10 protein-coding genes are annotated in these 14,824 nt (G+C 65.8%); 4 read left to right on the top strand and 6 right to left on the bottom strand.

Annotation, left to right across the window (positions count from 1 at the left end; translation table 11 throughout):
- Positions 1–7: 7 nt before the first annotated feature.
- Together tssA and F3J14_RS04865 are read left to right on the top strand one after the other, a co-directional pair.
- The gene (tssA, locus tag F3J14_RS04870) at positions 8–1,129 is read left to right on the top strand and encodes a type VI secretion system protein TssA (RefSeq protein ID WP_166722043.1); all 1,122 of its coding nucleotides are present in this window, start codon (positions 8–10) and stop codon (positions 1,127–1,129) included.
- A gap of 56 nt (positions 1,130–1,185) precedes the next feature.
- Positions 1,186–2,064, top strand: coding sequence for a DUF3304 domain-containing protein (locus tag F3J14_RS04865; RefSeq protein WP_247682128.1), 879 nt, complete (start codon positions 1,186–1,188; stop codon positions 2,062–2,064).
- Between the two features lie 250 nt (positions 2,065–2,314).
- Here the strand turns inward: F3J14_RS04865 and F3J14_RS04860 are convergent, their stop codons facing one another.
- From F3J14_RS04860 to F3J14_RS04840, 5 genes are all read right to left on the bottom strand, one after another.
- The gene (locus F3J14_RS04860; RefSeq protein ID WP_166722042.1) at positions 2,315–2,890 is read right to left on the bottom strand and encodes a hypothetical protein; all 576 of its coding nucleotides are present in this window, start codon (positions 2,888–2,890) and stop codon (positions 2,315–2,317) included.
- A gap of 141 nt (positions 2,891–3,031) precedes the next feature.
- Positions 3,032–3,982 (bottom strand): OmpA family protein, encoded by a 951-nt coding sequence (locus F3J14_RS04855; RefSeq protein WP_166722041.1) that lies wholly within the window; start codon positions 3,980–3,982, stop codon positions 3,032–3,034.
- A 4-nt stretch (positions 3,983–3,986) separates the two neighbouring features.
- On the bottom strand, positions 3,987–4,976 hold the full coding sequence (gene tagF / locus F3J14_RS04850) for a type VI secretion system-associated protein TagF (RefSeq protein ID WP_006755789.1): 990 nt from the start codon (positions 4,974–4,976) through the stop codon (positions 3,987–3,989).
- The gene (gene tssM / locus F3J14_RS04845; protein WP_166722040.1) at positions 4,973–8,914 is read right to left on the bottom strand and encodes a type VI secretion system membrane subunit TssM; all 3,942 of its coding nucleotides are present in this window, start codon (positions 8,912–8,914) and stop codon (positions 4,973–4,975) included. Before tssM ends, tagF begins: the two co-directional genes overlap by 4 nt.
- Positions 8,915–9,215: 301 nt before the next feature.
- Entirely contained in the window at positions 9,216–10,061 is an 846-nt protein-coding gene (locus F3J14_RS04840; protein WP_166722039.1) for a M15 family metallopeptidase, read from the bottom strand.
- A 121-nt stretch (positions 10,062–10,182) separates the two neighbouring features.
- Here F3J14_RS04840 and F3J14_RS04835 point away from each other — a divergent pair, with 121 nt between their 5' ends.
- Positions 10,183–11,145 (top strand): phage tail protein, encoded by a 963-nt coding sequence (locus F3J14_RS04835; protein ID WP_166722038.1) that lies wholly within the window; start codon positions 10,183–10,185, stop codon positions 11,143–11,145.
- A gap of 211 nt (positions 11,146–11,356) precedes the next feature.
- Positions 11,357–12,385: a transporter gene (locus tag F3J14_RS04830; protein WP_166722076.1), complete on the top strand. Its 1,029-nt coding sequence runs from the start codon at positions 11,357–11,359 to the stop codon at positions 12,383–12,385.
- A 128-nt stretch (positions 12,386–12,513) separates the two neighbouring features.
- Here the strand turns inward: F3J14_RS04830 and F3J14_RS04825 are convergent, their stop codons facing one another.
- Entirely contained in the window at positions 12,514–14,682 is a 2,169-nt protein-coding gene (locus F3J14_RS04825; RefSeq protein ID WP_166722037.1) for a M1 family metallopeptidase, read from the bottom strand.
- Positions 14,683–14,824 lie beyond the last annotated feature (142 nt).

Below are 14,824 nucleotides of genomic sequence, written 5' to 3'. Positions count from 1 at the left end.
CCGAACCATGCCGATCAATCTTCCCGAGCTGCTGACGCCGATCAGCGATGCATCGCCCAGCGGCGACGACCTGCTGTTCTCGAACGAATTCGACGCGATCCAGGACGCGCGGCGCTACGACGATCCGACGCTCGACCAGGGCGAGTGGGTGACCGAGATCAAGGAGGCCGACTGGGGCTTCGTCGTCGATCACGCGGGCGAGCTGCTGCGCACGCGCACCAAGGACTTGCGGCTCGCCGTGTGGTTGACCGAAGCGCTCGCGCTGGAGGACGGCATCACCGGCCTCACCGAAGGCTATGCGCTGCTGGAAGGCCTGTGCCGCGACTATTGGGACACCGTGCATCCGCTGCCCGAAGGCGACGACGTCGAATACCGGCTCGGCAACGTCGCGTGGCTGTCCGGCCGCACGGCCGAGTTGCTGCGCGGCATTCCCGTGACGGAAGGCGCGTCGAACGCGTTCACCACGCTCGACTGGGAAGTCGCGCAGCATGTGGCGCAGGCCGTGAAGCGCGACCCCGAGCACGCGGACGACATCGCGCGCGGCAAACCGTCGGTCGAGCAGGTCGATGCGTCGCGGCGCGTGACGCCGATCGCGTTCTACACGACGCTGCTCGCGAACCTGAAGGCGTTCGAGTTCTCGCTCGACGCGTTCGAGGAGCGGCTCGTCGAACGTGCGGGCGATTCGGCGCCGAGCTTCCGGCAGGCGCGTGACGCGTTCGAGACCGTGTATCGGCTCACCGAGCGCTTTGCGCGCGAGCAGGGCTATACGGGCAGCGCGCCGCAGGCGCCGTCGTCATCGCAGACGCAGCCCGAGCGCATCGAGCCGAGCTTCGGCGATGCGTTCCCCACCGAGGAGACCCATGTGCAGTCGCAGACCGCTCCGCGTCCTCCGATGACGCAAATGATTGCCGGCATCCAGAACCGCGCGCAGGCCGTCGACCAGCTGCGCGCCGTCGCGCGTTACTTCCGGCAGACCGAGCCGCACAGCCCGGTCGCGTATCTCGCGGACAAGGCCGCCGAATGGGCCGACATGCCGCTGCACAAGTGGCTCGAGAGCGTCGTGAAGGACGACGGATCGCTGTCGCATATCCGCGAGTTGCTGGGTGTGAGGCCCGACGAGCAGTCGTGAGGCAGTTGGGAGCGACGGCTTCGAGACCTGAGAGCCGCGGGCCCGGCGGGTTCGCGATGAACAAGGGCTGTCACGATGCATGCGTCGCTCGCGGACGGTTCTCGTCCGCGTTGCGAGTTGCAGCGGCAGGCTTGCTGTTCGTGTCGATGGCGGCGTGCAGCAAATCCGATCCGACCTACACCAGCATTTCAACCGAGGCGCTGAACTACCTGCCGTACAACCTTGTTCGATTCACGATCACCGATCAGTTTGGCAATAAGGCACGCGGTGGCGGTGATCTCGAACCTGGGGCAGGTGAAGGCAGCATCGCCTGCTGTTACTTGCTGAAGGGCACCGATTTCAAGGTTCAGTGGACCTATTACGATGCGGACGACTGGCGACCGGGCGAGCAGGTGAAGAAACAGCAGGCGGAGACGGATGTGTCGTTGCCGCTGACCAAGGAGCCGGTTTCTATCGGCTCGCGCATTCTCGAGGTTCACTTCTACCCCGACCGTCATGTCGAACTGGCATTTCCCGGGGAGATGCTGGGCAGTACACGGTTGCCGATCGTGGACGTGTCGCGTGATCTGGCGAAGCGATACGGCAAGCGGCTCGGCAAGAAGTATCAGGACAATGACGCCCAGTCGCACCGCAGGGTTTCGAGAACCGTTGCGGAAGCGTGGATCAAGTACCGCTTCACCGATCGCAGCGACCTCGAGCAATACGCGTATTACGCGCTGCTAGTGAATCCCCGGTTCGACACGCACCCGGCGGTGCAGAAACTCATCCAGTCAAGCAAGGGGAAGCCGGGCGCATTCGCGAAGGCGGCCGCCGTCCTGTCGCCGACGGTTGTGAAAGAGCTTGGGCAGGACCGATTCCAGGCGGTTGCGGTGCCGTCGATTCCGACGGGGTTGGTGCCGCCGCCACGTGAGGACAATAGCCATGGCCGGAGCTAACGATCGAAACGCCATTCGACTGCGGTGCGACGATTCGAATGAGTTTCTTCTTCGATGCCTTTGGCCGCAATGCGGATCGCGCGGAGTGCCTGACTGAGCCGGCGGAGCAACGAGCAACGACTCTTATGGATTACTTGAAACGGGCGCACGATCAGTGAATGCCCGATCCTCGCGCCACCCACTACGGCGATCAGCTAGCTCACGTGTGTCGAGGCGACCGCGTGACCCGAAACCAGTCTTTCCGTCTGCGTCATGAACCGCTGACGCGATTGCATGCTCGCCGCGTTCCGCGCTTTGCCGCGTCCCTTTTGCGCTCCTCAATCCACGGCAGCAGCGAAATACCCACCGCACACAGCATCATCCCGCCAACCAGAGCGAACAGACCGAATCCGATTTCCCGTACCCACGCTCCGCCCTCAACCGCTTCGTTGCGCCGCGCAATACCCGGAAACATCGGCGAAACGTGCAGGCCATCGTCCGCGGCCGCGTCGCAATACGTCTTCGTGAACGCGGCGAGCTGTTCGCGGCTGATGTTTGATGCGGCGGAACGCGAATACACCGGCGACCCGGCAGGCTGCCACGTCGTATCGTACTGCTGCGCCTGTCCCGCGCCATAGCGGAAGACGGCGCGCGCCTCCCATGTCACAGCGGATTTGCCATATCGCAGAGACAACTCACATCGCTCGACAATGGCGGGAACGTGAGACCACGCACGAGCGCGAACGAGGATGGCCGAATTGATCGCGGCAGCTGCACCCGCCAGCACGAAGAACCCACCGACGAACAGCAGAATGGCCGACCGCAAGCAGCGCAGTGCGTATTTCACTGGAATATGGCTGGATTCAGTAGTCGGTCGGTCAGGCGACCGACTTGTTGACTCTGCGGGAGCAGAATGGGGCCTGCGCAATCCGCGGGACAGTCTGCCGGTAATCCTGCCCCCCGGTTCGCCATGTCGCGGAATCGCCGCTTACTGCCCCACCCGGAACTCGATCCGTCGATTCCTCGCCCGTCCCTCCGCCGTATCATTCGGCGCAATAGGCTGATCCGGCCCGACGCCCGTCGTCGTCATCTGCTGCGGCGGAATGCTCTTCGTGATCAGATACCCCTTCACCGCATCCGCGCGCGCCTGGCTCAGCGCGATGTTCGACGTCCGGTTCCCCGAGTTGTCGGTGTGGCCGATGATGTCGACCGTGCGGTTCTGCAACTTCGACAGCGCGGCCGCCATCTGATCGAGGATCTGCCTGCCTTGCGGCGTGAGCGTCGCGCTGCCCGTCTCGAACTCGATCGTGCGGTTCGCCAGCGTCTGGTCGAGCAGCCCCTGCTCGGACGCCGACACACGCAGCCCGTTCTTGATCGTATACGTCGGGTTCAGCGTGTTCGCCATGTCGCTCGCGAGCTGCTGGCGTTGCGCCTCGTTGTGCACCTCGCCCTTCATCTCGATCTGCGTGCCGTTGATCTTCAACTGGCCCTTGCTGATCTGCTTGAGCTGCGCGCCGAGCAGTTTCTGCACGTTCGCGCTCCAGTTCGGCGGCGTCGCGACGTCGCCGACCTCGATCTGGTCGACCACGTTCGCCGCGCCGTAGGTGTCGCGCAGCTTCTGCAACACGGCGGCCTTGGTCGCCTCGTCGGGCACCTTGCCGCCGGCCACCACCTGGCCGGGCGTCGCGTTCGCGGGCGGCGGCGCGATCGTGCCGGCCGTGCCGCGCACCACCGTGCCGGACGCCGCGGCCGACGCGGCGGCAGGATTGGTATTGGCGGGCAGGGCGGCGGTCGCGACCGTGCCGTTGCCGACCGGCGTGACGGTCGCGCCGCCCGTGTTCTGCGCGTAGGCCGCGCCGCTGCCGATGAGGCCGGCTGCGACGAGGGCGGCCACGAAGGGCGAGAAGCGCGTGCGGCGGACGTGAATCGTGCGTTGCATCCGGTCAGCCTCCGATGAACGCTTCGCGGAATGCGTCGATGGCGACGCGCAGCGAGAGTTGCGGTTGGTCGAGGTAGCTGACGAGCTTGCTGATCTGGTGATCGTTTTGCGCATGGGCGTCGATCCACTCGGGATCGTCGATGTCGATGTTGTGGGCGGCGTAGGTCTGCGGGTCGACGACGCTCAGCAGCGTCTTCGATGACGCGCCGTTGAAGCCGATGATCAACCGCTCGCGCTCGGCGATCGAGCCGATGAAGATCGCGAGCTCGAAGTCGGCCTGCGCGACGAACGGTGCGATCAGTTCGAGCCAGAACGCGGCGACGAGGCTGCGATAGAACGGATCGACCGGCAGCGGCAGCGTGAGGCCGCGCTCGATGTGCGACGAGCCGCTCTGCATCACGGGCCGCAACAGCGAGCCGAGCGCGAGCATCGCGCCGCGCAGCCGGACCGGATGGCCGCTTTCGAGCAGCATCTGCTGCAGGCCGTACAGCGACTGGTGTTCGATGAAGTCGTTGAAGGTGCCGTCATGCGACGTGCCGGGGCCGCCGACGTCGATCGGCACCTGCGTGTCGCCGAGCGCCTGCAGCGCGCCGGGCGGCTCCTCCTTGGCAAGCAGCGGCGGGATCTGCGCGGCGACGCGTGACCACAGCCGCGCGAACGCGAGCGGGCTGCGCGCGAGGAACGCGAGCGGCCGGTCGACTTCCAGCGCGGTCGCGCCGAGGAACGGGAAGCGGCGCATCGACACGTCGTGGCTCGCGACCATGTGGCCCGCGATCGCGAGCTTGCTGCGCGAGCCGAGGAACGCGAAATGCATCGGCTTCGCATCCTCGTAGACGATCTTCCAGCGCGGATCTTCCGCGAGCAGTTCGAGCGCCTGCGCGATCCAGCGATCGAGCGTCTGCAGCAACTGCGGATTGTGCGGGCTCTTCACGAAGTCGCCGCGCGACGGAATCTTGCCGAAGTAGGCGATCTGCGCCTGAACGGTTTGCGTCATTGCGCCCCCTGTGCATTCGTTGCGGTGGCGGCCGTGACGGCCGGTGCTGCGGCCGGCGCGCCCGTGCCGGCCTGCGTCGCGTTCTGTGCTGCGCCCGCGCTCGCGTCGGCGACCGACGACGGCAGCTGCAGGCCGCGCAGGCTCTGCTGCTGCGGCTGGTCGCCGCCGCCGCTCGTCGGCTGCGACGTGCTGATGATGCGCATCGTCACCGACACGTTCACGCTGCCCTGGACCCACGTGAGGTCGAAGGTGCCGTCCGGACGGCGCTTGCGCTGCGCGGAGTTGATCAGCTTCTCGAGACCGTAGCGGCCCGGCTCGTTGACGAGCTGCACCGTGCGGCCGTCGAAGGTCGTCGCGGACAGCGTCGCGCCCGGCGAACCCTGCGGGTTCGGCCACACGAAATTGGTCCACTGCGGCGGCGTGTTGCGGTAGCGCAGTTGCTGGCCGTCGATCGCGATCGTGTATTCCGTCGTGCCCGTGCTCGGCTGCGGCAGGATCTGGAACACGGTCTGCGGTTCGGCCGCCGCGGCCGCGCCACCTGCGGCGCCGCCGGCGAGCGGGGCGACCCAGCGCGCGAAGCCGTTCGTGAAATCAGGCGTGAGGCCGATGCCCATGTCGCCCCACGTACGGGCCGCGAGCGTGTCGCCGCGGCGCACCGCGAGCGGGCCCAGCGTCGTGCCGACGAACTTCGCGATCGCACCGTCCGGACCGAACACCTGCGCGATTTCGCCTGCGCCGGCCTCGACCTTCGCATTCGCGGCGAACGGGTACTTCGTCGCGAGCGAGCTCTGGAACGGCTGGTAGACCTGCGCGTTCCACACCTTGTTGACTTCGGCGCTGGCCGGCTGGATCACCACCGAGAACGCCTGCATCAGCGGGCGCACCAGCAGCGGACGCAGCGACTTGCGTTGCGAATCGGTGAGGCCGGTCAGCATCTGCTCGTCGACGAACTTCAGCGAATCGGCGAGTTCCGAGCCGTTGCCGTCGAGCGTCTGCTGCATCAGCTGGCGCGCGCCGGGGCCGGGGTCGCCCTGGTTCTTGATCACGTTGAAGCGCGTGCGCACCTTCGACAGCGAATCCATGTAGCCCTTGAGCATCGACGTGCCGTCGTGCGTCGCGACGATCCGCGCGAGCCCGATGAACTCCTGGCCGATCGGACCCATCGGCACCTCGGCCGGATTGCCGTTGATGTCGATGTTCGCGGCCGCCATCTGGCCGGCCTGCGAGCGCGTGAACAGTTGCTTGACCCAGTTCACGACACCCGTCTGCGCCTTCTTGATCGTCACGTTCGCGAGCGACGGGTTGTCCCACGACGTCTGGTCGTACGCGGTCTCGAGAATCTTGCGGATCGGCGAATCCTGCGGGTCGCCGAGGCGGTTCATCCCGTCGACGGCCTGGCCGAAGCTGCTGAAGCCCTGCACCGCGATGCCCTGCATGAACTTCTGCCAGTGCTGCGCGTACTCGGTCTTGTACATCCCGACGAGGGTCTTCTGGATCTGCTCGGGGCTGCCTTCCAGCGTCAGGTCGTCCTGCGTCGACGTGTTCAGCACCCAGTCCTTCGCCTGCAGCTCCTTGGTCGCCGCGTCGCGGATCGCCGGCTGCACGTAGTCGAACCATGCTTCACGCGTGAACGTGCCCGGAATCGCGTAGCTGCCGGCGACGAGCCCCTGGTTGCCGTCGCCGACGATGCGCGCGATGGTCATCGGCGCGAAGCGGGTCGACGCGCGGGCCTTGATTTCCTCATAGACGCGCTGGCGGGCCGGCATGCCGCGCACGACGCGGCGCAGGTTCTCGCGGGTCTGGTCGACGAGCGCGAGGTTCGCGTCGATCATCGGCCAGTCGTCATCGGTCACGCGCGACAGATAGAACGAGATCATGCGCTCGGCGCTCTTGATCATCTCGTCGCGCGGCATGTTGCCGCGATTCGTCTCGAGCCAGCCGCGCCAGAAGCGGGCGAGCTGGTCGGTCAGGTGCGCCTGTTCGACATGACGCTTGTCGGACAGCATCAGGTAGGTCTTCAGCGCGTTGTACGCGTCCTGCACGTTGGTCGGCGACGCGTCGCTGTACAGCCCGCCCTGCGGAGCAGCCGGCTGTTGCGGCGCGGCGGCCGTCGCGGCGGATGCGCCTTGCGCGGCGCCGGCAAGCGGTGCGGCGCCCGGCGGGTTCGTCGAGACTGGCAGCGCGCCGCCCTGCACGGCACCCGATTCGGGCGGGCGCGTCATCGGCACGAGCTGTTCGGGGTGCGCGTTCACGTCCTTCATGAACGACGCCAGGTTTTGCGAGACCGGCACGAGCAGGATCTGGCGCACGCCGTTGTAGTACTCGGTCAGCAGGTGCTGCTCGAGACGGTCGCCCTGGTACAGGCCGAGCGACACCGACACCGGCTTGTCGCGGCGGAACTGCTCGAGCTGTTCGATCCGGTCTTCCAGGATGTCCATCGCCTGCAGGCGCGACTGCAGGTCGTTGCGGCCCTGCTGAAGGCGCGTGACGTTGTCGAGGTCGGCCTGCACGTTCGCGACGAGCTGCTGGTTGCCGATCGTCGACCAGGTCCAGCCGCCGAGTGCGAGCGCGAGGGCCGCGACGAAGCCGAAGAAGGTCGCGTAGCGCAGCCGGGTCTTGGTCGGGCTCGCGAACTGGCGCACGGTCTGGCGGTCCGCGAAGATCACCTTGGAGAACAGGTCGCGCAGGAAGAAGCCGTTCTTCGAGAACGCGCTGTGCGGCTTCGGCAGCGCGTTCGCGTCGAGGCCGAAGCGGTGCGCGATGCGCTGCGCGGCGGCGCTGTTGGTTTCGCCTTCCTGCAGCGCGCTGGTGAAGTAGAAGCCGCGGAAGATCGGCTTGTACTGGAACGGGTTGTTCTCGAACAGCGTCGCGAGGAACGCGCGCAGCGACGGCTTGATCGTCGAGAATTCGAGCGGGAAGCTCAACTGGCCCGGCGACAGCTGGTTGCCGCGCGACAGCGACAGCTGCGCGACGCTGATTTCCTTCAGCCCTTCGTACAGTTCCTCGAAGCGCTCGTCGAACAGCGCGACGACGTCACGCTTCTCGTCCGGCTCGTAGGGCAGGGTGGCGCCCCACACGCGGTCGTACTCGTGCTTGTCGCTGCTGCTGAAGAATTCGGTGAAGCCGGTGATCAGGTCGGCCTTCGTGAACATCACGTAGACCGGCGCGAACACCTCGAGCTTTTCCGTCAGCTCCTGAACGCGCTGGCGGAGATTTTTGGCGAGGTTGATCGCAAATTCGGGGCGGTTGCCGGTGAGTTCGGCGATGCTCGCGGTGACGATGATGCCGTTGATCGGCGCCTTCGGACGGTAGCGCTTCAGCAGGCCGAGGAAGCCGAGCCATTCGCTGCGGTCTTCCTCGTGCACGGAGTAGCGGCCGGCCGTGTCGAGCAGGATCCCTTCGGTCGTGAAGAACCAGTCGCAGTTGCGCGTGCCGCCGATGCCGTGGATCACGGCGCTGTTCTTGTCCGCGAACGGAAACTGCAGGCCGGAGTTCAGCACGGCGCTGCTCTTGCCCGCGGCCGGGTTGCCGATCACGATGTACCACGGCAGTTCGTACAGGGCGGAGCCGCCCGATACCTGGCCGATCTTCGACGTCTTGATCGTCTTCACCGCGTCGGACAGGCGCGTGCGCAGCACGTCGAGGTCGGCGGTCTTCGAGTCGGGCGCGAGCGCGGCCGCGGCCGGTGCGGCGATCTTGCCGGTTTCCGCCTGCTCCTCCAGCACCTGGCCCAATTGCTGGTTCGCGCGCTTCACGCGCCAGCGGCGCCACAATGCGACGCCGAGCCACAGCACGAGGATCGCCGCGAAGGCGACCGCCGCCCACAGGAGCGGCAGCTGCAGCATGTCGGCGACGATGAAGAGAATCGCCGCTAGCGCGACGATCCCGACAATCGAGAGCGTACGCGGATGAGTCAGCACGTTGAGGATGCGTTGCATAGGACGTTCAGGTTCCGGTGCGATTCAGTGAGGCGACACAGGCGCGCCGAGCGGCAAGGGTGGCGCTGCGATGTGTCGCCATGCTGTCAAACGGGATGAAGGGGGCTGGCATCAATGCGCCCGCGGCATCGGAGAAGGCGCGCGCAATAATGAAAGGACGCTGTGAGAATTAAAACGGATGCGGCGGCCTGAAAAAATCGCGCAACGGAATGCCCGATCGATTGCGCCGCCCAAATCGTTTCCTGCCGGGTGATTAAAAAGCCCCATGCCGCCCTCATTATTTCTTGTCCGGCAGCCGTGACTAGCTGCCGCGTCCCAGTTTAAAACCGGGTTTATGGTATTCCACGTGCCCGAGATCCATCATCTTCCATCGGCCGCCCCAGGTCAGGCCGACCTGCTCGGCAACCTGGCCGTACAACTCGTAGCCGCGCATCGCCCAGGGATCTTTCTCGGAAATGACCAGCTTGCCGTCGCGCAGGAACGCATTGTCCGCCGCCAGCCCGAACTGGTGATAACTCTGGAAGGCCGCCGCGTTGGTCACGTTGGTGCCCATCTGCGCGAGCCGGTTCTGTCGTTCCGGACTCCGATAACCTTCCAGCAGCGCCATCTCGTAACCATATTGTTCGTGCATGATCTTGTAGACCAGCAGCAAACGCGTACGGAAATCGGGATCCAGCAGGTTCCAGTCGCGGCTTGCATCCTTCAGCGCCGGCCGCACCTGTTCGACTTCCTTCGTGGCAAAGACTTCCGGCGGCAACGGCGGCGGCGGCACGAGTTGTTCGCCCTGCAACAGCGCGGCGATCTTCTCGTCGGGCACGCGCGCCGTGTCGTCGTACTGAAATAATTGCCGACCGCGTAACGCAATGGCCACCAATGGCGGCGTCGCAAGAATACCTGCCGACACCATAATCATCAAGCGCCGCCGAACCAGTAAATTTTGCACGCCACTTAATGCGCCGCGCGTCACGGTTGCCGATTTAACAATTTGACTGCGCGTGCGTGCGGCGCGATCGTTCGCACGGCGCGTCATGCGGCCGTGAAACTGGGCGACGGATTCGAAAACGGTCGCCCTGATACCCGGTAAAAGCAACAGGGCCGCAACCGCGACGGCAAGGGCGAAATAGGCGACGAGTGCGACGGCAATCAAGGAAATCCCCGGAAATTGGAATTGATTGTGTTTTGCAATGCTTGCTCTTAGAATCAGGCTGCTTTGAGAGGCCGGGCTATATTATCGCGGTGAATTAAACCAGGATTCAATGAGACGCTGAATGAGTGCGCCGGAAAATTCAAATTCGAAAACCCCGCCCAGCCTGCTGTCCGATACCAAACCGGCAGGCGGGGGCGGACCTCAGCAATCGCGCATTCTCGCGAATCTGGAAGGACGTGTCACGCCGCCAGCCGAGGCGCCGCGCCGTTCGCTGAAGGGGCCGATCGCGGCCGTCGTCGCGCTCGTGGTCGCCGTCGGCGGCTGGGGCGCTTGGCGCTTGCAGCAGCAATCGGGCGAGCAGGCCGTCGTGGCCTCCGCGTCCGTGCCGGCACCGGTGAAGGCCGAGGTGGCCAGCGGTGCCGCCGTGCAGGTCGCGCAGAATGCAGCGTCAGCCGCACCCGCCGCGCAACCCGCGACGATCGTCAATGACGATGCCGCGTCCCAGACCGTTGCGTCCGCATCGTCCGCGTCAGGCGCGGACAGCAGCCGCTTGTCGCGCGCGCTCGCGAACGGTGCCGACGATGCGTCGGGCGCAGCCACGGCAGGCGCCGCCGCCGCGACGGCCGCCGCCGCAGCGGCGACGAAAACGGCGAAGGCCGACACCGCGAAGGGCGACAAGGTCGCCGCACGCAGCAAGGCCGATGCGAAGGCCGAAACGAAGGCAGAAGCCCGCAAGCATCACAAGGAACAGCAGGCGGAGCTCGCGCAGGCGAAGAAGCGTCGCGAAGCGACGACTCGTACCGCGAGCGCGAAGACATCCGGGAAGGACGACCCGGATGCGGATCTGCTCGCCGCGCTCGTCGCGCGCACGAAGCCGGCCGACAAGAAGGCCGCCGCACAGAAGGGGCAGGCAGTGCCGACCAAGACCGCCGCCACGACGGGCGGTTCGCTCGCATCGCGCGTGAAGGATTGCTCGGAGCGCGGCTTCTTCGAGGATCAGCTGTGCCGCTGGCGCGTCTGCGACGGCCACTGGGGCAAGGATCCGGCCTGCCCGACCGCCGCGCAGTCGGAGCCGCGGCAGTAATCCAAGGCTTCGCGCCGGTCCGCTCATCGCACATGCGCCGCCCAATGGGCGGCGCGTTGCTTTTGGGATAGGCTGATGAGGCCCGGACAGGCGTATGTGACAGTGTCACGAGAGTGTCATATTCGTCGGGCATACGTTTCGTTTCATTTCCCGGCGTGGCGCCGCGATGCGCGATGCGCGGCGCGGCGCGCGCCGCACGACCTTCGACACGATGGACCTGATCGTACAGACTTACGGCGCCGATACGTCCGGCATGGTGTGCGGATTCCGCTTCGTCCCGGGCGGATCGGGCGTGATGCTCGACGCCGAAGCGGCCGCTGCATGGCTGCGCACGTGCCGCGAGCGCGATGCGACCGCATCGGACGATTTCGTCTGGCTGCACTTCAATCTCGCGCACGGCGCGAGCGAGCGCTGGATGCGCACGCACCTCGGGTTGCCCGACAGCTTCTTCGAATTCCTGCACGAAGGGTCGCGCTCGACGCGCATCGAGCAAGAGGACGGCGCATTGCGTGCGATCGTCAACGACGTGATGTTCAACCTCGAACTGACGCCGTCGGAAATCGCGACGCTGTTCGTCCACGTCGAACGGCGCATCATGGTCACCGCGCGGCTCAAGCCGCTGCGCTCGGTCGACACGCTGCGCGCAGGCGTGCGCGACGGCGAGCGGTTCCGGTCGCCGGTCGAACTGCTCGTGCACCTGCTGCACGACCAGGCCGACCTGCTGATCCAGATCATGCGGCGCACGAGCGTCGACGTCGATCGCATCGAGGATCGCTTCCTGTCGCAACGGCTCACGTCGAATCGCGTCGAACTCGGCGCGATGCGCCGCACGTTGACGCGCCTGCAGCGCATGCTGGCGCCCGAGCCCGGCTCGATCTTCCGGCTGCTCGCGAAACCGCCCGCTTGGTTGCATCCCGAAGACGTGCAGGAGCTGCGCGAGTCGACCGAGGAGTTCTCGCTCGTACTCGCCGATCTGTCGGGACTCAACGAGCGGATCAAGCTGTTGCAGGAAGAGATCGGCTCGCGGCTCGACGAGCAGAACAACCGGACGCTGTTCACGCTGACGCTCGTGACCGTGATCGCACTGCCGATCAACATCGTCGCGGGCTTCTTCGGGATGAACGTCGGCGGCGTGCCGTTCTCCGAGAACAAGCACGGCTTCTGGCTGATGGTGCTGCTCGTCGCGGGCTTTACCGCGCTTGCCGCGTGGTGGGCGTTTCGTCGGCGCGACGATCGCTAGCCCTTGCAGGTGCGGCGCGAGCGGAACCGACAAAAAACAGGCCCCGCATGCGAGGCCTGCCGAAGGACGTGAGGACTTGAACGCCGGCCGGCGCCGCGAACCGCGCGGCACCGGCCGGCCGGACAACGTTACTGAACCAGCGTCTTGCGCGGCTTGAACATGCCCTGATAGCGCAGCGACGGACGTTCCTTCGCTGTCGGCGCGATGCCGCCGAAGCTCGGCGTCTGGCGCAGCTTCATCGCGGCCGGCGAAGCGACCGAGCCGATCGACGTCGAACGCGAAGCCGGCGCGAGGTTGTTCGCGACGAGCAGCGCGGCCTCGCTCTTCAGGTTCGCGAGCAGCACCGGATCGGTCGAGCTGTTGACCTGCGTGAGCAGGCCGCTCCACGCGGCGTCGCTGTAGTTCACGACGTAGTAGTCGAGACCGCTCGGATCCGCGACCACGCCCGTGCAGCCGTCGATCCGTGTCTGCGCCTGCGTATCCTTCAGCGCGAGCGTCGTGTGTTTCGCGAGACCCTGGCCGTACGCGATCGTGATCGGTACCGTCCACTGCAGGCCCGGATACGCGTTCTTGTTCGGGAACGGCTGCTGTTTGAGCGTGACGATCGTCTGGTTCTTCGTCATGTCGCACTGCGTGTCGAGCGAGATCAGCGGCACGCCCGTCTGGCGCACGTAGCTGTCGCCGATCGGGCCGACCGACTGGCCGCTCGCCTTCGACAGCGCATCCCACAGGCGCTTCGGCGTGCCGTTGCCGAACGAGTAGTCGACCAGATACTGCTGCAGGCCCTGGCGCAACGTCTGCTCGCCGAGATAGTTCTCGAGCGTCTTCAGCACGTGGCCGCCCTTGTCGTACGTGAACGCGCTCGCGCTCAGCACGAAGTCGTTCGACGCCCAGTCGTTGAAGTTCGGCGCGACCGGGAACGCGTTCGGACCGATGTCGCGATTGATCACGCGGTACTTGTTCTTCACCTGGTCGAGCCAGCTGAACTCGTCGGGGAAGAACTGGATCGTCGTCTTCGTCTCGAAGAACGTCGCGAACGACTCGTTGAGCCAGACGTTGTCCCACCAGTCGGTCGTGACGAGGTCGCCGAACCACTGGTGCGCGACTTCGTGCGTCAGCACCTCGTTACCGTAACGCGACATCGGCTGGCCCGGCTGCGGCAGGATGTCGTCGGCGAACTCGAGGATCGACCCCCAGTTCTCCATCCCGCCGAAGTTCAGGTCCTTCTGCTCCTTGAACGCGTCGTTCGCGGCGACCGTATCGAACTTCGTCAGCGGCAGCGGGATGCCCGTGTAGCGGTAGTAGTAGTCGAGCGCCTGCTTGGTGCGGTCCATCGCGGGCTTCGCCCAGTCGCTCATGCCCGGCGGCGTGAACACGCGCAGGTGCAGGCCGCCCTTGCCGCCCGGCAGCGGGCTCGAGAAATCGTCCTCGTAGGTGTCGAACATGCCGCCGCCGAAGAACAGCAGGTACGACGGCATCGGCGGGGTCTTCTCGAACTGCACGAGCTTGTAGCCGCCGCCGACGTTGGTCGACGGCTTCTCGGCCGCATTCGACACGACGCGCCAGCTTTGCGGCACTTCGGCCGTCACTTCATAGGTCGGACGGAACGCCGGTTCGTCCCAGCCCGGGAACCACTGGCGCGACAGGTTGGTTTCGCCCTGCGTGAGGATCGCGCCGCTCGTCTTGCCGTCGGTGCCCTTCAGGTCGACGCGGAATACGCCTTCCGCGGCCGAGCAGCCGGGATACGGATCGTCGCCGCAACTGCCGCCCGTCTGCGTGGCCGGATCGTCGTACGACTTGAAGTTGATGATGCCCGACCACTCCATGTGCAGCGAATAGTTGCCCGGCGCGATCGTGCCGGCCGCGGGGCGCAGCTGGTAGAAGTCGCCCTTGTCCTGCGGCGTCGCGATCAGCTGGATGTTGCCCGGCTGCAGCGTGATGCGGCCGTTCGTGAACTTGATCCGGTGGCCGGCGATCACGATGTTGTTGACCGGCTTCAGCACCTTGATTTCGACATCGGCGCGCCCGTCGAACGCGTTCAGCGCGTCGTTCGGGCGGAACCACAACCGGTAGTTGACCGGTACCACGGTGTCCGGCAGCTCGACAGGCGACACGCTCTTGTCGACGTTGGACGCGCTCGGCGGCGTGTTGGCGGCGGGCGACGAGCCCGAGTGCGGCGCGCCGGCCGAGCTGAGTGCGGAAGCCGAGCCCACGCCGCCGTCGTCGCCGCCGCAACCGGCGAGTGCGAGTGCGGCGACCAGCGGCAGATAACGCATCTTGTGAATGTTGATCGACATGACTGAAACCTCGATTGTTGAAAGAATCGTTCAGTGCTGCGAAAACGCCGGCAAAGACAATCCCTCGCCGTTAATCAGCGGCGATGAGAAAAGCCAATGACGGATTATTCGAAAAGACGGTCGGCCGACTACGTGAAGGTAA

This window comes from Burkholderia sp. Tr-862 (assembly GCF_011753085.1).
In the GTDB taxonomy this organism is placed as follows: domain Bacteria; phylum Pseudomonadota; class Gammaproteobacteria; order Burkholderiales; family Burkholderiaceae; genus Burkholderia; species Burkholderia ambifaria.
This window is presented reverse-complemented; position numbering and strand designations above follow the sequence as displayed.